The organism is uncultured Endozoicomonas sp. (genome assembly GCF_947495845.1).
Taxonomy (GTDB): Bacteria; Pseudomonadota; Gammaproteobacteria; order Pseudomonadales; family Endozoicomonadaceae; genus Endozoicomonas.
Window position 1 is genome coordinate 18928 of the sequence record NZ_CANMAO010000008.1, and the last position, 18670, is coordinate 37597.

17 protein-coding genes are annotated in these 18670 nt (G+C 45.3%); 8 read left to right on the top strand and 9 right to left on the bottom strand.

The features are described 5' to 3' along the window. Positions 1-50 precede the first annotated feature (50 nt). Positions 51-1550, bottom strand: coding sequence for an AAA family ATPase (locus Q1B11_RS07840; RefSeq protein ID WP_299730225.1), 1500 nt, complete (start codon positions 1548-1550; stop codon positions 51-53). A gap of 238 nt (positions 1551-1788) precedes the next feature. Between Q1B11_RS07840 and hutW the strand changes: the two genes are divergently transcribed. Both hutW and hutX read left to right on the top strand, forming a co-directional pair. Then, the gene (gene hutW / locus Q1B11_RS07845; protein ID WP_299730228.1) at positions 1789-3168 is read left to right on the top strand and encodes a heme anaerobic degradation radical SAM methyltransferase ChuW/HutW; all 1380 of its coding nucleotides are present in this window, start codon (positions 1789-1791) and stop codon (positions 3166-3168) included. Continuing rightward, positions 3165-3665, top strand: coding sequence for a heme utilization cystosolic carrier protein HutX (gene hutX, locus Q1B11_RS07850; protein WP_299730231.1), 501 nt, complete (start codon positions 3165-3167; stop codon positions 3663-3665). Before hutW ends, hutX begins: the two co-directional genes overlap by 4 nt. 37 nt (positions 3666-3702) lie before the next feature. Here hutX and Q1B11_RS07855 read toward each other — a convergent pair whose 3' ends face one another. The 4 genes from Q1B11_RS07855 to Q1B11_RS07870 all read right to left on the bottom strand — a co-directional run bounded on the left by Q1B11_RS07855 (position 3703) and on the right by Q1B11_RS07870 (position 10280). After that, positions 3703-4797 (bottom strand): DegT/DnrJ/EryC1/StrS family aminotransferase, encoded by a 1095-nt coding sequence (locus tag Q1B11_RS07855; protein ID WP_299730234.1) that lies wholly within the window; start codon positions 4795-4797, stop codon positions 3703-3705. A gap of 3 nt (positions 4798-4800) precedes the next feature. After that, positions 4801-5730 (bottom strand): Gfo/Idh/MocA family oxidoreductase, encoded by a 930-nt coding sequence (locus Q1B11_RS07860; protein WP_299730237.1) that lies wholly within the window; start codon positions 5728-5730, stop codon positions 4801-4803. A gap of 350 nt (positions 5731-6080) precedes the next feature. Next, positions 6081-6464 carry a hypothetical protein gene (locus Q1B11_RS07865; RefSeq protein WP_299730240.1) on the bottom strand — a complete coding sequence of 128 codons (384 nt, stop codon included), beginning with the start codon at positions 6462-6464 and terminating at the stop codon, positions 6081-6083. Between the two features lie 189 nt (positions 6465-6653). Then, positions 6654-10280 carry an SPOR domain-containing protein gene (locus Q1B11_RS07870; protein ID WP_299730243.1) on the bottom strand — a complete coding sequence of 1209 codons (3627 nt, stop codon included), beginning with the start codon at positions 10278-10280 and terminating at the stop codon, positions 6654-6656. Between the two features lie 110 nt (positions 10281-10390). Between Q1B11_RS07870 and Q1B11_RS07875 the strand changes: the two genes are divergently transcribed. Together Q1B11_RS07875 and Q1B11_RS07880 are read left to right on the top strand one after the other, a co-directional pair. Beyond that, positions 10391-11380 (top strand): acyltransferase, encoded by a 990-nt coding sequence (locus Q1B11_RS07875; RefSeq protein WP_299730246.1) that lies wholly within the window; start codon positions 10391-10393, stop codon positions 11378-11380. Positions 11381-11668: 288 nt separating this feature from the next. Beyond that, on the top strand, positions 11669-12430 hold the full coding sequence (locus Q1B11_RS07880) for a DeoR/GlpR family DNA-binding transcription regulator (protein ID WP_067515406.1): 762 nt from the start codon (positions 11669-11671) through the stop codon (positions 12428-12430). A 38-nt stretch (positions 12431-12468) separates the two neighbouring features. Here Q1B11_RS07880 and Q1B11_RS07885 read toward each other — a convergent pair whose 3' ends face one another. Together Q1B11_RS07885 and yrfG are read right to left on the bottom strand one after the other, a co-directional pair. Next, a complete protein-coding gene (locus tag Q1B11_RS07885) occupies positions 12469-12858 on the bottom strand; it encodes a S4 domain-containing protein (protein ID WP_299730251.1) in 390 nt (129 codons plus the stop codon). 36 nt (positions 12859-12894) lie between these two features. Then, positions 12895-13557 carry a GMP/IMP nucleotidase gene (yrfG, locus tag Q1B11_RS07890; protein ID WP_299730254.1) on the bottom strand — a complete coding sequence of 221 codons (663 nt, stop codon included), beginning with the start codon at positions 13555-13557 and terminating at the stop codon, positions 12895-12897. A 150-nt stretch (positions 13558-13707) separates the two neighbouring features. On the opposite strand from yrfG, the gene Q1B11_RS07895 reads away from it, so the two are divergent. The 3 genes from Q1B11_RS07895 to cysQ are packed head-to-tail and all read left to right on the top strand — an operon-like array spanning position 13708 to position 15835. Next, positions 13708-14370 (top strand): hypothetical protein, encoded by a 663-nt coding sequence (locus Q1B11_RS07895; RefSeq protein ID WP_299730257.1) that lies wholly within the window; start codon positions 13708-13710, stop codon positions 14368-14370. A 35-nt stretch (positions 14371-14405) separates the two neighbouring features. Further along, positions 14406-15008 carry an ADP compounds hydrolase NudE gene (gene nudE, locus Q1B11_RS07900; protein ID WP_299730260.1) on the top strand — a complete coding sequence of 201 codons (603 nt, stop codon included), beginning with the start codon at positions 14406-14408 and terminating at the stop codon, positions 15006-15008. After that, positions 15005-15835 carry a 3'(2'),5'-bisphosphate nucleotidase CysQ gene (cysQ, locus tag Q1B11_RS07905; protein ID WP_299730263.1) on the top strand — a complete coding sequence of 277 codons (831 nt, stop codon included), beginning with the start codon at positions 15005-15007 and terminating at the stop codon, positions 15833-15835. The genes nudE and cysQ overlap by 4 nt, the downstream gene beginning before the upstream one ends. Here cysQ and Q1B11_RS07910 read toward each other — a convergent pair. Both Q1B11_RS07910 and Q1B11_RS07915 read right to left on the bottom strand, forming a co-directional pair. Further along, positions 15825-16640 (bottom strand): hypothetical protein, encoded by an 816-nt coding sequence (locus Q1B11_RS07910; RefSeq protein ID WP_299730266.1) that lies wholly within the window; start codon positions 16638-16640, stop codon positions 15825-15827. The two genes, cysQ and Q1B11_RS07910, sit on opposite strands and share 11 nt — an antisense overlap. Positions 16641-16776: 136 nt before the next feature. Continuing rightward, complete coding sequence (locus Q1B11_RS07915) at positions 16777-17364, bottom strand: hypothetical protein (protein ID WP_299730269.1); 588 nt, start codon at positions 17362-17364, stop codon at positions 16777-16779. A gap of 309 nt (positions 17365-17673) precedes the next feature. On the opposite strand from Q1B11_RS07915, the gene Q1B11_RS07920 reads away from it, so the two are divergent. Then, positions 17674-18480 (top strand): hypothetical protein, encoded by an 807-nt coding sequence (locus Q1B11_RS07920; RefSeq protein ID WP_299730272.1) that lies wholly within the window; start codon positions 17674-17676, stop codon positions 18478-18480. The last annotated feature ends 190 nt before the right edge of the window (positions 18481-18670 follow it).

Here is an 18670-nt window from a genome sequence, read left to right on the forward strand (position 1 = left end):
GGTGATAAGAAATGAGCTGATTTTTCAGCTCATTCTCTTTTATGTTGCTTCTAGATACCAACACCATTAGCAAAATATTCAAACACTTCTGAAACACGTTTCTCCAAAGATCTAATGCCGATATCCTGATCGGTTTCGATAAAGCTGTCGATCATTTCATACCCCAGAGCCGGCAGTGCAAAGTTTTCAAACAGTTTGCCGGCAGATCGATATCGCTTCTCTTTATTGGGAATCAGTATTTCCTGTGCGATGGATCGTTTGGCCGCTGGGCTGAACCCCGTAAACTCAATCTTTTCCAGCCTCGATACGATAGCTTCCAAAACAGGCTTGTTTTGGCTCAGCGCGTGGATATCATGATTTCCGGCCAGAATAATGGTGTCTGGCAACTTTATTGTGGTTTTCAAGTATGGGCTATAAAAAGAGCGATCCTCTGGATCCAGCAGCTTTTGAAAAAATGACAACATCTCTTTTGCTTTTGGGTTTTCAGATAGGAACAGGCGATCAAAATCATCGATCAGCAAGATTTGATTGTCATGATTAATATCCTGGCTGGAGTTAGTTCTGGCAATCAGTGCGTCTATAATGCGCCCGGCTTTAGCATCGGCATTGTCATAAGAGGTGCCGGTAATATCATCAATAGTGGCACTATCAAGGGAGACAATCGCCAGATTAGTGCCCATGGCCTCAGCCAGTCTTTTGGCAGCATGGGTTTTACCCGTCCCAGAAACACCCTGAAAATAAACAGGGTAATGACTGTCGTTTATAGAGGAATCTGTTTGTTGATAAATCAGCTCAGAGCGTGCAAACCGGTTTAAACGTTTTCTCACGTGCGCTGGGTAATTCTGTAATTCGGAGTCGATTGCTTGCTCATTGTAAATCAATTCTTTGGAATAGAACGGAAGTCTTAATACCTTATCAAGAATTTTATGTAAGCGCGCTAGTGCATCACTGCTCGGGTTTCTCCAGGCACTATAAAACAGCTCATCCTCAATATAGTGCTGAGTGCTTTTATTCAGAAGATTTTTCTTTGAACCATAAGTAATAATCAGGTTTTCTTCCGCCAAATAAGGAGGAAAAGCAGCGTAGTAGAAGAGCTTGCTTAGTGGGATGAATGGATACAAGGCAAACAATGACCAAATATTAATACCAGCATGAACTAGCACGTCTGCGAAATCTGGGTAACCAGTAAAAAAATCACGGATTGCGTATCTATAGTTAAAGGCAACACCGCCTATCGTGAAAAGGCCCGCGTAAATGCCCGCATAGAATGCAGTAAAGACCAATGAATTGTGTAGAGGATGCTCTCTAGTGACCCATGACAATTGTTGTTTTGCTACTTGTCTATCCACTTTGATCTGTTCCTCTATAAATCTTTGTGAGTCAGGCCCATTTTGAGTCAGGCGATCAAAAAAACGGTGGGTAGCCATGTATTGCCGAAGATAATGGCTTTGGCCTTCATCTACTGTTGTGTCATCTTCGTCAGCTTGTATTGCTTGAGTTGAGAGCAATAAAAGCCAGACACTGAGTGTTATAGCAATGCAATACTTCATCTGGCGGTACCTCTTGTGCAGCTTGCTTGTTCCCATAGACAGCGTTCGTGAGGAAACATTCATTTTTATTGAAATAGGTATTATTGGTGTTTTTCGTAGTAGGTCAGTGGTAAGCCCGACAGGCTCCTGGTGATAAACCGAATTTCCGGGGCCGAAATTTGTTGATCTGTATCAATTGTGGAGTTCTTCTGAAGTGAGAATAATAGAGATTCTCATTTTCAGGTTTGAATATTCACTTATGTCTGCCATACACTCTCTGAGTCCCGAGCTGACCGGGATCTCGTCACCTGATCCTCTGAAGTTTGCCTTTGCGGGTAAGAAGTCTGCTCATACCAGCAGTGGCTCGATTCCAGTGCCTGCGGATCAGACTCAGGCGGTTTATCGCAAACTGATGGATACACCTGCGCTTCCTGAGACACTTTCTCCAGGAAAAAGGCTGGCTTATATCCACATTCCATTTTGTCGTACTCACTGCTCCTATTGCGGTTTCTTTCAGAACACGACCAAGAAAGATGAAGTGAACCGTTATGTGGATTATCTGGAAAAAGAAATCCGGATGTCTGTCCATGATGCCTGGACTCAGAGCGGCCTGTTCCACGGTGTTTATTTTGGTGGCGGTACACCCACAGATCTGCAACCAGAGCATATAGTGCGACTGGGTAATGCAATCCGTGAATCATTGCCTTTGGCCAATGATGTTGAGATGACCTTTGAAGGTCGTTTCCATGGCTTTGATAATGACAAAGTACAGGCTTGTCTTGAGGCTGGCTTTAATCGTTTTTCTTTAGGCGCCCAAAGTTTTAATACGACATTACGTCGTCGTATGAGCCGCATTGATTCCGGTGAATTTCTGCTGGAAAGGCTGGATTATTTTAACAGCCTCAACAATGCGGCAGTGGTTATTGATTTGATGTTTGGCCTGCCGGGCCAGACTTTGGGTGACTGGGAAAAAGATCTGCACACCTTTTTGCAGTCCAAAGCACATGGTGTGGATTTGTACCAGCTGATTCTGTTGGGCTCCAGTCGTATGAAACAATCCATTGAAAATGGTTCGATGCCGGAGCCTGCCACATCACCAGAAAGAGCGGAGATGTTCCGACTGGGTGTTGCGACCTTGAGTGATCATAAAGTGGGTCGATTGAGTGTCAGCCATTGGGGCAGAGATCTTCGTGAACGCAATATCTACAACCATGGCGTTAAATCCGGCGCTGAGATTATGCCCTTTGGTTCTGGCGCTGGTGGTAATTTTGCCGGTCATAACGCCATGAGCCTGCGCACTCTGCCAGCGTATTACGAAGCCATCGATGCGGGTCACAAGCCCATCATGATGATGAGCAAGGCAACCGGCAACAAAGCACTGTTCAGTGTTATGGGTTCTGGTTTTGACCGTGGCTGGCTGGAGATTGGCAAACTGGATCAGACCGGTGGTGCCGGCATGAGCGAGCACTGTATGCCATTGTTTGAAGCCTGGCAGGAAAATGGTCTGACCACGATTCATGACGGTATTCTCGATCTGACGCTTCCGGGTCAGTTCTGGAACGTGACCATGCATCAGGCACTGATCGATTTTCTGAAACAATACCCATTAGATGGACAAACTACGGAGAGAGCTGCATGACTCTGGTGAAACAAATTCAGGATATTTTGTCCGAAAATCCAGCCATTCTGCCAGCAGAAATGGCGAAGCAGTTAAACGTCAGTGAGCTGGCAGTGATTCAGGCAATGCCGGCCGACCTGGTGACATTGATTGATGCCAGGCATTATCTGGATGTACTGCGAGATATCAAAACCTGGGGTGAACTGACGCTGGTTATTGATGTGGATGGTTCTATTTTTGAAATGGTGGGGCACTTACCGAAAGGCGGTGAGAAGTTTGGGTATTACAACTTAAGCGACAAGCGTTCACCACTGAAAGGCCATTTAAAAGTGGATAATGTAGAAACCATCGCTTTGGTCAGTAAGCCATTCCATGGTGTGGATACTCGTTCTGTTCAGTTCCTGAGTAAAACTGGACGCATGTTGTTTAAAGTTTACCTGCGTAGAGATAAAGAAAAGAACTTCTTCCCAGAGCAGCTGGAGAAGTTTGAAGCCCTGAAGCAGCTGGCTGTTGCCTGAAAAAATAAAGTAACAAGGCATACAACGTATGCCTTGTTTACATAGCTGCGATCAGTGCATTCGCGACTTGTTTTACCTGCTCTTCGGTCATGCCGGGAAAGATCGGTAGAGAAAGACAGTGTTCGGACAGTTGTTCGCAGACTGGCAGTTCATAGTCTTCTTCGGTGGAACTTAAGGCTTTCTGTTTATTCAGTGGCATTGGATAGTAGATGGCACTGGCAATGCCTTTATTGGCGAGTTTCTTTTTAATGGTATCCCTGCGCGCTGGCAATACGACGGTATATTGGTGGTAGACATGTTCCGGCGTATCGATAGGGCAAATCACTTCACTCTTCTGTAAATATTCCCCGTACCATTGGGCAACCTGTCTGCGTTGATTATTAAACTGATCAATGTATTTGAGCTTCACCCTCAGCATGGCAGCCTGAATGGCATCTAAACGACTATTGTAACCTGTGCATTCGTGATGATACTGATAATTGCTGCCGTGGTTTCTAAGCATCTGAATCGTTTCAGCTGCTTGATGGTCTTGAGTTATTACCAGCCCTCCATCACCAAAGCCTCCCAGATTTTTGCTGGGGAAAAAGCTGAAAGCACCCAGTAGGCCATGACATCCGGTTTTCCTGGATCCGTAAGCCGCACCAAAGGATTGTGCGCAGTCTTCCAGTATTAACAAGGCATGACGATCACAGACGGCCCTAATTGCATCCATGGGTGCTGGCAGGCCGAATAGGTGAACGACAATGACTGCTTTACAGTGGGAGGTGATGCTTCTTTCAAGCTCAACAGGATCAATATTGAAGGTTCGGGAGTCAATATCTACCAGAACCGGCTTTGCTCCAACACGGAGAATGGCTTCAGCAGTGGCAAAAAAAGTGAATCCGGTGGTGAGTACTTCATCGCCAGGGCCAATGCCCGCCGCATGGAGTGCAAGAATCAAGGCATCAGTACCGTTGGCACAACTGATTGCGTGCCGGGCTCCAAGGTAGTTGGCCGCTTCTTTTTCAAACGCTTCAACTTCTTCTCCCATGATGAAACGCCCGCTGCGCAAAACGCTGATGGCTTTCTCCTCCAGCTCTGACTGCAGGGTTTTGTGCCATAACTGAATATCCACCATGGGGATGTTGTTCATAGTTTACCTGGCAATGATGTTGGAAATCCAATGAGCAGCCTGCAAAGCATCCCGGCCATCCTCACCACTGACTTTTGGCGAGCTGGACTCTAGAATGCAATCGAGAAAATCTTCAATTTCTGACTGAAGGGAGTCATGCCCTTGAAAGCATTGTTCAGAGCATTGAATCTCTGGAATGTCTGAATGGTATTTTTGTGACTGTTTAGAGAAATGACTGACCTTCAATGCTTGAAAATCCACACAAATGCAGGAATTCTCCTGAAATATTTGCATCTTGCGTTTGCTTTTCTGACTTATACGACTGGCGGTCACGTTTGCCACACAACCACTGTCAAAGGTCAGGCGTGCTTGAGCAATGTCCACAGAGTTGGAAAGGACAGAGCTGCCGTTAGCTGCAATATCCGACAGAGGTGAGTTAACAAGGTTAAGAATGATGTCGAGATCATGAATCATCAAATCCATAATCACATCAATATCCATGGATCTTGGTTTGAATGGCGATAGGCGATGGGATTCAATGAACAGTGGTGACGACACTTTACTGGTTACATTGTTCAATGCGGCGTTATAGCGCTCCAGAAAACCGACCTGCAAAATAACCTGGTTTTTTTTCGCCAGAGCGATCATCTCTTCTGCTTGAGAAACGCTGTTGGCGATGGGTTTCTCCACTAAGACATGAATGCCTGCATTAAGAAAGTCTCGCGTAACCGCGTGGTGGTGGGAGGTGGGAACAACAATGCTGACGGCATCCACCTGCCCAATGAGGCTCTGGTGATTTTTGAAATAACGAGTGTTGCATTGGCTAGCGACTTTTTGTCCGCAGTCTTCATTAATATCAGCAACCCCAATCAATTGACTGGAAGGTAAGTGGGCGTATTTTTCTGCGTGGAATTTTCCAAGGTAGCCAGTACCCACGACGGCCGTTCGTAGCATTGATTTCTATTACCTGTCACCGAACCGAGAGTTGTAAAGATAGACAGAAATGAAAAGTTTGCTGCGTTTATGCGCTTAAGTACCCGGCCATATGGAATCGAATGTTTCTGGCTTGTTGGTCAGGTTCTCTGCAAGGCGCAACGGCGGGAGCATAGCGAGCTATGTGACCAGAGTTGCAACGCAGTCAGAGGATCTGATCAATGAGTCAGAAAATATGATTTCATATGGTTGGGTACTTAAAGGCTGGAAAGGGAATAAATCAGGATGAAAACGGTCAGAATGAAAACGGTAAGTAGGTGTGAATCGGCAACAAAAAAGGCGCATCAGGCGCCTTTTGAGAAGTCATGACATTAATCGCGTCTACCGAAGATATTCATTTCAGCGTACTTGTGGCCGCCGATAGCCGTACGGTAATTCATTTCAACTTTGTTGATAACGCGATCACCACCCAGCAGACGATATGGAACGGAGCGCTTGCCCTTTTCCAGGCGCTTGTTGATATGCAGGCTCTGGGTTTGACCATTACCGAAATAGATTTTGATCTTGCTCAGATAAATAGGCGCTTTACCAACAGAGAATGCAATCGCATCAAACTTACCTTTCAGACCACTGACGTGGATTACGTCACGATCACTGTTGAATGATACACGACGCTCACCGAGTTTTTTCCAGTCGCCAGCCATGACGTTGAAGCTCATCAGGCTCATCAGAACCAGTGCGATGAATTTGTTCATAGATTCAATCCATTTATACGATCAAAGATGGGGCGGATATTAAGGAAAGTTTTTGCTTAACCCTATTCGGTTGATATCTCAAAAACGAGCGGCTTATCCTTATCGGGAGCGGTTTAATCTGGATAAAACCGAATCTGCGTGACAGAAAGTGCAGGTGCTCTGATGTTCTAATGCTCAAGAACAGTCAATTTAGTTTTCTGCGGAGTGGTTATCTTCTGGCGTCGCTTCATTGCCCTCTGAGTCTTCTGACAGTTCATCTTCCGTAAATGAGTTGAAAAACTCTTTAGTTTTATCGATCAGATGATGAATGTGCGGCACCATTATGCTGATTGCTTTTTGTATATGAATATCAATTTTATGAATATGGAATTGGTATTGTAGAGTCCGCAATTCATCTAACCGATAGTAGTTATGTGGAAGGGGTTCGCTATTATTCAGCCATGGTAGCTTACTGTGTAATTTTATACTTTTATCATAAGAAAGGTAGCCTGATTTATGGGGTGGCAGCTCGCGGTTCAGGTATTTGGTGATCGGGTCAATCACAGGGCGTAGAGTTTGTATGATTTGATCGCTAATTTCCTGCATTTGCCACATAAAAGAGCCAACTTCGTATAGTGGTTCGCTTTTGATCGTGCTGTTCGGCTCAATGGCCATGTCGGTTATTACGTTATCATCAGGGGCTGTGGAGCCTGGCTTTGGGGGGAGGCCGATCTCATCGAGCAGGAATTCGATCTCTGTGTCTAAAGTCTGTTCTGTTGCCTTTTGCTGCACTGAAGGCGCTGATGAAGATTTGATTGGTTTTTTGTTATCAGAGGTCGACGTTACGGGCAGCTGAAGCGCTTTCTTATGTTGTGATGATGTTTTGGGTTTTGAACTTAAAGGTGGCTCAATGTCATTTACTATACGCACCGGTTCTTTCGCATAGCGCATGAATGGCAGTACATGGCCGAGTTTCTTTCGTAACCGGTTTGCCCCTTCCAGTGTTAAGTCAGGCCCTATGAGGACTCTGTAGAAACGTGTGCCTCGCACAAGAGCGCCCTGTATATATGCATTGAACCCTTCTGCCTTGACCATTGCCAGCGCCCTGTCAGCATTGGACTGTATTTTGAAGCTGCCAGCTTGCAGGTAAAATCCCGTGGGTAGAGGGCGAGGGATAAATGATGACTTCGTATCTACCGCTATTTCCGTTTCTATTTCCTGATCTTTGGTATAGACCTCTTCTAATAATCTTGCGGCTTTCTCCTGGTTTTCTGTTCTTAGAGGAGTTGGCTCTGGTTTCTTAATTGATGCCTGCTCATCGGTTGGTGGTAACGTGTTTTTATGGTCACTAAACAGAGGCGGTTGTAGGTTGGATAGTTGGCTGACGGTTGATAGGGCAAATCGAGTAATGTCTTCTCTCAGCTCAAGAATCTCATCAGATGATAATGTGTCGTGAGCCTGTTGCCAGTCACCCGGAACTCGCTTTTGCAAACTTCTGATCAGATCAACCGCTTGTTGATTACTTGCCATGTCGTTCTGCAACCATTGTAACCAGCGTAAGTCCAGAGTGGCTTCATGGAGGTCGAGAAAACGCCGGTGAATATCAGGGGTCGCCCGACAATCGTCAGCATCGGGATAGAGGTAGATAGTATCACCCGCTTCACCATCCGTCGGATCAAAAGGATCTGCCTCTGGCATACGACCATGCCATTGCAGATAACCGTCAGCACCAACCCGCCATTGGTAGAAGCCAGCGGCTAACCTTGGATCTGGGAAGTTGTATAACCAGACCATGCTGTTCTGCCTCAGTACCTGAATCCGTATGGTTGATGCATTCATACCATGGCTCATGAGAACCAGGTCGGTTTTTTTTGCCAGTTCACTTTGAAATCCAAGGGAAGCGTGTTTCAACAGTGCTGTTTTGCTTCGAGCCTGATCCATTTGTTCGAGATTAGGTTCTTCGAAAGTTGACCAGTATATTTCGGGCAAATCCATGGATGCCATTGCCCGTTTCAAATTGAGTAGATCGACACCGGCCTTGCTTTCACCTTTCTGGTTTACCAGTTGTTTCAGAGGAGAATAGGCCAGAGTGGTGCCAGTAAACCCTGATTTTTTAATCATATTAAGTTGTTTGATAAATCGCTGACGCCCGGCATCGGTGGATGGAATAGCGAAACTGGGGGCGACGGTGCTGAACCCATGGGTGGTCATTAAAGATAAATCGCAGGTAACGGCTCTGAGCTGACGGTTCTCCATACCGCTGAACCATTGATAAAACGGTGCTGATTCAATATATAGCCCGATCGGGTGCTCAAGTTTAGGTAACAGAATAGGCATTACCCTTACAGTGTACTTTTTCAGATGCAGGGTGCCATGGCTTAACACTTGCACTTCACCGTGATACACACCGGGTTTTGCGCTATCTGGGATATGCACCTGAATATGGAGTCTCCGAGGGCGATCTTTAAAGAAACGGATGTTTTCCATGTCCGATCGCAAATAGCTATCATCTACGATCAACGATTTTGCATCGGGGGTTGGTCTTTCGTAGCGCCAGTGTCCATAGCGACGGGATACGTTCAGCGGTGTTCTATCAGGGTCTCGTGGTGGGGGAATAACGACCATAGGTGCTCTGTCATCAAGCGTACTGTGTACTTCAAAAGCCAGATTCAAGATCGTGTTCTGAGCGGCAAGGTACTCACCCTGATTATTTTTTATCTGTTGGCTAATATCCTGTAGTGCGATGATATTGCCGCTACTAACAGGTTTTGACTCAGAACGGTCATCCGCGATCGGCCATCTAAGCAGGTAGCGGTGGCGGCGATTTTCTTGAACTACCTCGGCAAATCGACCTTCAGGAGGTTCCAGAACAAGGCCTGCCAGATATCGGCTGGCCGAATCACCGTAGAGTCGAATGTTGAGAAGCCCATCGTTCACCTTCACCAGCTTGGAGATGAACCCATCCCGGCGGCGACCAATCAGTGACCAGAGGTCACCATCAACTACTGCTTCCTGCTTGTTTCCTGCCAGATAGTTGTTTTTTATCCACTGATCCTGAGTCAGGCTGTGCTGGTGTATTATTGTGTCGTTGGCGGTAATCGTTCGTTGGAGAAAATGGGGGATATACTGCCTCCTCCCTTGGTCCTGAACCCACAGGCTCAGTCGCCACAGGCCGTCTGGCCAGGGTATCTGAACCAGATCGATGCCTGAAATTCCGTCTTGAATCAAAGGGTCACCCGAAGGGCTACGAAGCATTTTCATGGTGCCTTCCAGGTAGTAATGCTTTTTTTCAATGAGGGTGAATTTCGGAAAAATTTGTCCCCCTGAATGACCGAAATCCAAAGCCAGTGTTTGCTCAGGAAGTGCTTTGTCGGAGTTAATGGCTATGCGTTCTAGCGTGATGCCGTTTTGATTATCCGGTGACTCTATTCGAATCTCTGCATAGGGCTGGAGAAGAGGTTCGTTTCCTTTAGAGGTACGTAGGCCTGTAAAGGGTACTACCAGCTGGAACTCTCCTGCGGGAAGGGAAAAGTGCTGGACATTGGAAGACGGTTCTTTGTTTTCCTTGCTCTCGATACGTATAAGCAGGGAGGCCAACTGAATAGAGGTGTTTTGACCACGGATAATCAGTTCGCTGCCAGATCGATACCATTCAGGGCCAAAGGTGAAGGAAGCGGGGAGTTGCTGATTATGATTGAGTAATACCTGCTCACTACGAACAGGCGAAACGATCATAAAGAGAAGAAATAAAGCAGGCTTGTTAAAAAGGCGTCTCAATAATAAACCGCCGAGGCTGATGATCTCTCTAAACTCTGGAAAATAAGCATCCTGTGGCATGTGATGAGCTGCTTGTAGAAGAAAGCGGTTTTGAACCTTTTATATCGCCATCTGCCAAAAATGCTTGAAATTTGATAGTTGCTTGAAATTTGATAGTTGCTTGAAATTTGATGGTAGAAGGCAGCCCGCTGTGTCAGGATAGCGGCACCTTGTTGCAACACGATTACCCAATAATAACTAAGACTTTGTGTGCCCATATGTTGTCATTTCTTCCTGCCTTTTTAAGGGGCGTTATTTCGACCCTGATTCTAGTGATTAACACCCTATTTTTTTCAGTGCCTTTGCTGTTATTTAGCGTCAGTCGTTTTCTGGTGCCTATCAAAGCCTGGCATAAACTGTGTACTCGAATATGTATTGCCCTGGCCGAAAGTTGGATCAGCGTAAACAGTGGTTGGATGCGACTGACGAGACCATTGAAGTGGCAGATAGAAGGGCTTGAGTCATTGGAGAAAAATGACTGGTATCTGGTGACCTGTAATCATCAATCCTGGGCGGATATATTTATTGTTCAACATTTGATGAATCGCAGAATACCCATGTTGAAATTCTTTCTGAAGAAAGAACTGATCTGGGTACCAGTGATCGGGCTTAGCTGGTGGGCTCTCGACTTTCCGTTCATGAAACGGTACTCCAAAGCATACTTGGAGAAGCATCCTGAAAAGCGTGGGGAAGATCTGAAAGCTACCCGGAAGGCCTGTGAGAAATTCCGGGATGTGCCCGTCTCTGTGTTTAACTTTATGGAGGGCACACGGTTCACCGAAACCAAACATAAACAACAGCAGTCTTCATTCCGTTATCTTCTCAAGCCACGGGCTGGTGGTGTTGGCTTTGTGTTGGGCGCTATGGGAAATCAGCTGAAAACGCTTATTAATATCACCATCGTGTATCAAAATACCGTTCCGGGCTTTTGGGATTTTCTGTGTGGTAAACACGACAGCATAAGTGTAACTATCGAAAAGCAGTCCATCGCAGAAACCTATCTCGGTAAAGATTACAGTACGGATGATGATTTCCGTGGAGAATGCCAAGAGTGGGTAAACGATCTCTGGAAAGAAAAAGACCGTTTAATTCTCACGATTAAAGAAGACGCCGGTGCATAGTTAAAAATTGTAACCTGCTTTGAAATATCAGGAGACCGCAGAGGAACTGGTGATATAATCGCCGATCATGTGCCCCTCAAACGGTCTTCTGTGTCGAGAGTGTTAAATAGTTCCCTACTCTAAACCTTGAAAAACGGTAAGGTTTAAGAATCAGTTCTACGGGAAATCACTATCTGCGAATACTCACTGGCAATTGGTATTATCTGCTATACCAATGATTACAGCATTCCTCGCAGAGTCGGGCGGGCAGTCATCATTTATAAGGCTATCGGTAAGAGGAACTAACTAATGCTTCCGGTTGAACGTCGCGAACATATTCTTGCATTTGTTGAAGAGAAGGGCTGTGCCAATATCGAAGAAATGGCAGAGCGTTTTGATGTATCCCAAATGACGATTCGTCGTGACATCCGAACTCTGGAGCAAGAAGATAAACTGCGTGTGACTTATGGTGGTGCCGTTTCCAAAAGCTTTTTGATGGAAGACATTCCTTACGAAAAGAAAAATGCAGTTAATATTGAAGAAAAGAAATCCATTGCCCATGAAGCTCTGAAGCATGTTCGTGAAGGGCAAATCGTCCTGCTCGACTCTGGAACCAGTACCATGGCTCTGGCTAAGTTGATGATGCGGATGAAAGTCACCGTCATCACCACAGACCTGAAGATCGCACTGCAGTTGTCTGATTCTTCCACTGTTAAGGTTTATACGACAGGTGGTAATGTCAGCGCGATCACTAAAGCCCATACTGATGTGGCGGCACTGTCATTTCTGGATAGTATTAATGCGGACATCGCTTTTCTGGCAACCAATAGCTGGAGCCTGCATAACGGTGTGACCACCGCTTCCAATGATCATTACTATATTCGTAGTAAGATGATGGATCGTGCTAACAAGACGGTTCTGCTGGCGGATTCCAGCAAGTACGGCGCTTCCAGTATGAAGACGATCTGTCGTCTGGAAGATCTGGACTGCATCATTTCTGACACCAAGTTTGATGAAGAGAGCGTTGCTGCTATCCGTGAAGCGGGCGGTAATATTATTCTTCCTTCTTAATTCCTGTTTGTGTGTAAAAGGGAGCTTGCGCTCCCTTTTTAGTAATCAGCCTTGTGCTTCATTATTTCCCGTCGTTGTTTTTTGTCCGGGCGATGATCAGGTCTTGGTGTAGCGCCACGCAGTGCTTTTCGGTTTTCTGCTGCCTTTTCTCTGGCCTTAATGCTTTCCTCTGTTTCTGCGTAAAGTTGTTGTGCCAGTTCTGCCTTTTGACGCTTGTCACTCAGTGCTGCAACGAGGACGATTCGTTCATCCCAGCCTGTACGAAGCTTTACCACATCGCCAACCTTGGGTTCTTTACCGGGTTTGCATCGCTGGCCATTCAAGTGAACTTTGCCGCCATCTATGGCTTCTTTGGCGATGCTGCGAGTTTTATAAAAACGGGCAGCCCATAGCCATTTATCAAGTCGAATCTTGTCGTTGTTACTCATAAAAAACTACTTAGCTTTAAAATGGGGTATTTTGGGTTAGACAGTTTCTGGTGCCAAAAGATCCCTGAAGTCGGTAACTGCATTATAAGAGCCGGTATTCCATTTACCTTGTTTACTATCAGGGTGGCTGATAGCCAGTAATTGAGCAATACCGTAGGTTTTTGCAGAATCCAGAATACTGACATTGTCATCTATGAATAAAGCTCGTTCTTTATTCAGATTGATATCCGCTTCTAATGCCTGCCAGAAGGCTGGATTTTCTTTTGGATAACCATAGTCGTGAGAGCTGATAAGTTTATCAAAGTAGTGAGACATCGGCAGGTATTCTAGTTTCAGGGATAGACTTCCCCTATGGGCATTGGTGATCATGATCACCTGCTTGCCATGGTCTTTGATATTCTGGAGAAATGCTTCTGCATGAGGTCTGAATGAGATCAAGTGCGTCACTTCACGCTTCATAGCCATAATGTCCAGATCCAGCTCTTTAGCCCAGTGATCAAGACAGTACCACTGCAGCTTACCGTAAATGTCCGTGAAGCGGGGTTCCAGATCTATTTTTGCCTTTTCCAGCGTGATGCCCTGTTTTTCAGCGTATCGTTGTGGGACGAACTCCTGCCAGAAGTAATTATCAAAATGCAGGTCAAGCAGTGTACCGTCCATATCAAGCAGCACGGTATCAATGGTATTCCAGTCAATCATTGTCCGGGTTCTCCTGAAAGTTATATGAGCAGTTATAACGCCAGCAGAGCTCTGTTGGACTAGGCTCTATGCTGTCAGGCATAACTGGCTTTGAAGCCATTATGAGTCGCTGGCTCGACCTACTTTTCATCAACGCAGGGCGTGTAGATCATGAAGTTGTTATCTGTGACGCTGAGAGTGTGCTCATTGGTACTTGCAGCGCTATGTTTTAACGTGGCAGCAAGTCATCAAGACCCGTTACTAATATCAGAAATAGACGCCAGTCGGCAACTGGCAGGAAATATCATCGTCGGTGCTGATACTGATACGACAGTCGAAAACGAAGAGGAAGTGCTACAGAAACTGGCGCAGGAGATTCTGGTTGCTGTCAGGGATCAAAACTATACGAAAATGGCTTCATATTATACAGCTGAGGCGCTGGCAGACTTTAAATACAGTTTTCTTGTTGGTAGTAAATCAAGATTATTAAGGAGAGCTTTGCCAGATAGCGTTGATCAGTTGAAAAATCTTGCGCCTTTAGATTTTATGAGCACAGTCATGAGGCAAGTTGTGGTTAAACTGATCGCTGACTTTGGAATGCCCATGAGTATTTTGCATCCGGAAATTATTCGTGTTGAGATTTGGAATGAAGGCAAGGAAGGAATGGTCACCTATTCAGATATGAGCTCAGCAATTAATAAGCTGGAAACCGTCGTCGAAGAAACAGAAGGGTATGTTAAGATTGGTGGGCAATGGCATCCACTTGTTTACTTCTTTTCAGATATCATAGAAGAGATGCTGAACCTGATCATTTTGACGGAATCTTTTGGCTAACTCCTTACTCAGTCCCTAATAATATTCAGGTAACTATGACCGAAAAAACGCTCTGCAAACAGAAACCGCTGATCCGCTCCCGACGCGAGCTTGCACGCACCAAATTGTTTTCGATCGAGGCGCTGGATATTCAGTTCTCCAATGGCGAAGAGCGTATTTATGAGCGTTTAGGAGAGTTTAATACCGGCCATCGTGGCGTCATGGTAGTGCCATTATTAGACGATGGTCGTTTTATGATGATTCAGGAATATGCAGCCGGTACTGAAGATTATCAGCTAACACTGCCCAAAGGACTGGTTGAGCCAGGGGAAACTCTCGAAGCCGGCGCAAACCGTGAGTTAATGGAAGAAATCGGTTTTGGTGCCAGAGTGTGGTTTGATATGGGGGAGTTGACGCTTTCCCCAAACTATATGAAACGGAAAATCCACCTGTTTGTCGCTCAGAACTTGTATGAAAGTAAGCTGGAAGGTGATGAGCCAGAACCACTTGAAGTGGAAGCGTTTACGTTTGATGAGTTAATGACTCTGTGTCAGAGGTCAGACTTAACGGAAGCCAGAGTGATTGCAGCACTGTTTCTTGTGCGTGAAAAGTTGAGAATGGGCGGCTTTTCTGATGATCAGGAGAGCAAAGTAAAATGACCGTTTTTTCCGTTGAATCTCTTATTCCAGATCTTTTAGCCATCGCCAGAAAGGCGGGTGATGAAATAATGGCTATCTACCACCTTGAAGATCAGGGTATTAGAACCAAATCTGACTCTACGCCTGTGACTAAAGCGGATTTAGCCGCTAATGCTGTGATTATTAAGGGGCTTGAATCACTCCCGGTAAATTACCCAATTTTATCTGAAGAGTCTGAACATAAAGACTGGGCTATTCGTCAACAGTGGCAGCGTTATTGGCTGGTGGATCCCCTTGATGGCACGAAAGAGTTTATCAACCGAAACGGGCAGTTTACGGTGAATATTGCCTTGATTGACCAGCGCTATCCGATACTTGGCATTGTTTATGTACCCTGTATGGATACTGTTTATTATGGTGGTAAGGGGCTGGGTTCATGGAAGCAAGAGGGGGCTTCAGCTGCCGTTGCTATTTCCCCAAGAAAGTTTGAGCCAGAGATTGACGTGGTAGTACTTGGCAGTCGCAGTTATGGATCGGAAAGAGCTCAGCAGTATATAGAAGGGCTTCAAGCGATGCATCCGAACCTGGAACTTAAGAAAATGGGAAGCTCGTTAAAAAGTTGCGCGGTGGCAGAAGGTAGTGCGGATATGTACCCACGGCTGGGGCCTACCTCTGAATGGGATACAGGGGCAGCTCAAGCTGTTGTTGAAGGCGCTGGCGGTATTTTTCTGGATTCTGAAGGAATGCGTTTCAGTTACAACCAGAAAGAAAGTCTGATTAATTCAGACTTTCTGGTAATGGGTGACAGACAAGTAGAGTTAGCGGATTTCTGGCCGCCTAAGGTGTGATCGTCACCACTTCTTCGTCTTTACCAGTTGTCATTAACTTTGTGGAGGATAGCTCTGTACTTGTATCCGATATCCCACCATTTATAAGCTCTATTAAAGAGTCTGCCAGCTTCTCTTTGTTTTCAGGGGATATATGCGCCACATTGAACAGCTGGATCAGTTCACTGCTAATATTTTTGTTTACGCTCTTGCTTCCAGAACTTTTGATAAGCTTGACAATTTCATCTTTTATGGCATCACTCAATTTTCCAAGTTCAGATCTTGAATTTTCCAATCTAATTTGAGCATTCGCTTTTTCTTCCTCAGTTCTAATTTGAAGCTCCGTTTTGCCCTGTGAGGATGAGTCTGCTGTTTGAATATCCTTTGCGCAATCCATGAGTGCCTGGGTAAATCCCTTGTTTTTTTCTATATTTAATCCTTTTTTCTTAGCGTCGGCTTCGCTAAGTTTAAGTACTTTTTTTTCTTGATCTTCATCAAGTGCAGGTTTTCCCAAAATGATCTTTGGTGGAATTATATTGTCGGATATAAACTCTAAGCGTTTATTAATTGCAGTGATGATATCATTCATTGAATCCAGCACCCCTGTCTGAGGCTTTACAGATACTGTCGCTTCTACATATCTTATAAATTCAGAAGCAATCAGTGATGTTTGATTAGTGACTGACCTCGTCGGCGGCTTTAACCCAATGGTTGGTGAGGTGGTACTTGAATCAGTTTGAGTTTTTTGAGTTGATGTATCTTTACGTTCGGTTGAACCATTGCCTGGGGTCGAGTAAGGAGTGTGTGTGGTGGGGGAAGAAAACATTATGTTAATCCTAATAGTGCAAGAGCAGTAATTAATAGCAAGGATGTTAGGTGAGATAACAAAAGCAGTTAGCCAAAGAAAACATAGGATACGACTCAATTTTCAGATTCATTTGGCGACTGCTCCTGTGCACTGTCTAAGTCTCAACCTCTGGCAATCGTTTTCTGAGTAATAGCCCCAGTTCTGAAATCTCCTGTCGAATTTCTTTGATTTGGGTTTCGACGCTCTCCAATCGGTTATTGACTCCACCCAGCCATTTATTGTTATGTTGCAGTCGCTCATTGCTCTCTTCCAGCTGTTCCTTTGCTTCTTCGAGCCGCTCGGTACTATCACTGAGTCGATCATTGGTTTCATTCAAGCGCTCATAGGTTTCATCCACTCGTTCATGAGTGCCGTCCACCAGTTTGTTGGTTTCATCAAGCCGGGTGTTGATGGTGTCAAGATGCTCACTCATATCGTCCAGCAGCTTATGGGAGCCATCCATCATTTCTGAAGTATGTTCAAAGCCTGATAGCGTTGAGTGTGCCAGATTGGAGATATCTTCTTTAACGCTGGTGACTTCCGTCTGAATACCAGACATATTGACTTTAACGCCAATAATCTCATGCTGATTTTTCAGGGCAATATGCTTGATATCAGCCATAGCTCTGGCCAGGCCATGAATAGTGTTGTGAAGGGATTCATGCTGCTTTTCCAGCCTTTCTACCCGTGTTTCTAGCGACATACAGCTACCTGTCATTTTGTTGTGATTAAAGCCTTTTATTCAGACATTGTTTTTATTATGAAAACTTATGAGAGCTTAATTATGGCGTTGTATTCTGACTGCATGATCAGCATAGCAGAGGTCTGGTAAAGCACTGCGTTTTTATCAGGAAGAGAGATAGGCGCCTCATATTGACCTTGTGTCGAAAAACTAGCACTGCAGTATGGATAAAGTGTTTTATTTCGCGCATCAACGGCGATAGATTTTAATCACCTAAAGTGAATACAAAAGAAACCATTGAATTAATCGGATAGCGAACAGGGAAATACCATGAATGGCTCTTCAAGTGTTGGTAGCTCAACAACCACTACGACAAAGTTACCTTATGAGCTGAATGAAAACCGGCTCTCTGCGCTCAGAGCGGCAGGTTATAATGATGCTCAGATCGAAGCACTTTTATCCCTGTCCGATCCGGATGATGAAGGGAATTCCCTGACACCTACTCACTTCTATTCTGCCAATCGGGCTGCACTGCAGGCTCTGGCATATTCTGAAGATAGTGACGCCACGAGTGTGGCTTATGTTCAAGCGCCTGTCGCACTGATGCAGGAAGTGAGCGACCCGACAAACTGGAAGGGTGATCGTTATATAGGCCCAGCTGCCGAGACCGTTAATCGCTACTTGACGGAAACGCCTGTGGAGTCTTCAAAGTTAACACTGGAGGCGCTGGCATTTGCGGTGCTGACTGCCAGAACGGACATTGTGCAGGAGCAGTTGGAGCAACAGATCAATGTGGTCAATCAGAGAAACGACACGCTACAAATCGCAACATCGTATATTGTAGAGGCCAGAGGGTTAAGAGATGCAGCGCCTAGCAATATGCCAGTTGCGATGAATGAGTTCTGGACTAACCTTGGCTTAACCGTTGTTGGTACTAACCCAATGTCTGAAGACAATTGGGATCAGAACATAAGGCTGTTCAACTCTCAGGCAGAGTCACTCACCAGCCAATCGCAGCTGGAAACCACCCAAATTCAACAGACTATCGCCAAATACAATCAGTCATTTGAGATGCTCAGTAACTTTACCAATAAGTATTTTCAGTCGCTGACGGCGACCATTCAGAATCTGCGATAAGAAATATTCTCATATTGCAGTATGAACCTATTCCATTCCACCCGGTCAGGCGTAAAATTCCTGCTTCCGGGTGTCGATGATTTCATTTAGTTAGCGCTTATCCATCTTCCTGAAAGGCACCCCCACGAAAAGACCACTGTAAGGCACTGAGCAAAACTCAATGTTTGATGAGGAGCAATGAGTTAAGGCA

Bases quoted from the DNA above. Each gene is read 5' to 3' on its own strand.
- Q1B11_RS07840 (WP_299730225.1), bottom strand. From the start codon at position 1,550: ATGAAGTATTGCATTGCTATAACACTCAGTGTCTGGCTTTTATTGCTC.
- hutW (WP_299730228.1), top strand. From the start codon at position 1,789: ATGTCTGCCATACACTCTCTGAGTCCCGAGCTGACCGGGATCTCGTCA.
- hutX (WP_299730231.1), top strand. From the start codon at position 3,165: ATGACTCTGGTGAAACAAATTCAGGATATTTTGTCCGAAAATCCAGCC.
- Q1B11_RS07855 (WP_299730234.1), bottom strand. From the start codon at position 4,797: ATGAACAACATCCCCATGGTGGATATTCAGTTATGGCACAAAACCCTG.
- Q1B11_RS07860 (WP_299730237.1), bottom strand. From the start codon at position 5,730: ATGCTACGAACGGCCGTCGTGGGTACTGGCTACCTTGGAAAATTCCAC.
- Q1B11_RS07865 (WP_299730240.1), bottom strand. From the start codon at position 6,464: ATGAACAAATTCATCGCACTGGTTCTGATGAGCCTGATGAGCTTCAAC.
- Q1B11_RS07870 (WP_299730243.1), bottom strand. From the start codon at position 10,280: ATGCCACAGGATGCTTATTTTCCAGAGTTTAGAGAGATCATCAGCCTC.
- Q1B11_RS07875 (WP_299730246.1), top strand. From the start codon at position 10,391: ATGGTAGAAGGCAGCCCGCTGTGTCAGGATAGCGGCACCTTGTTGCAA.
- Q1B11_RS07880 (WP_067515406.1), top strand. From the start codon at position 11,669: ATGCTTCCGGTTGAACGTCGCGAACATATTCTTGCATTTGTTGAAGAG.
- Q1B11_RS07885 (WP_299730251.1), bottom strand. From the start codon at position 12,858: ATGAGTAACAACGACAAGATTCGACTTGATAAATGGCTATGGGCTGCC.
- yrfG (WP_299730254.1), bottom strand. From the start codon at position 13,557: ATGATTGACTGGAATACCATTGATACCGTGCTGCTTGATATGGACGGT.
- Q1B11_RS07895 (WP_299730257.1), top strand. From the start codon at position 13,708: ATGAAGTTGTTATCTGTGACGCTGAGAGTGTGCTCATTGGTACTTGCA.
- nudE (WP_299730260.1), top strand. From the start codon at position 14,406: ATGACCGAAAAAACGCTCTGCAAACAGAAACCGCTGATCCGCTCCCGA.
- cysQ (WP_299730263.1), top strand. From the start codon at position 15,005: ATGACCGTTTTTTCCGTTGAATCTCTTATTCCAGATCTTTTAGCCATC.
- Q1B11_RS07910 (WP_299730266.1), bottom strand. From the start codon at position 16,640: ATGTTTTCTTCCCCCACCACACACACTCCTTACTCGACCCCAGGCAAT.
- Q1B11_RS07915 (WP_299730269.1), bottom strand. From the start codon at position 17,364: ATGTCGCTAGAAACACGGGTAGAAAGGCTGGAAAAGCAGCATGAATCC.
- Q1B11_RS07920 (WP_299730272.1), top strand. From the start codon at position 17,674: ATGAATGGCTCTTCAAGTGTTGGTAGCTCAACAACCACTACGACAAAG.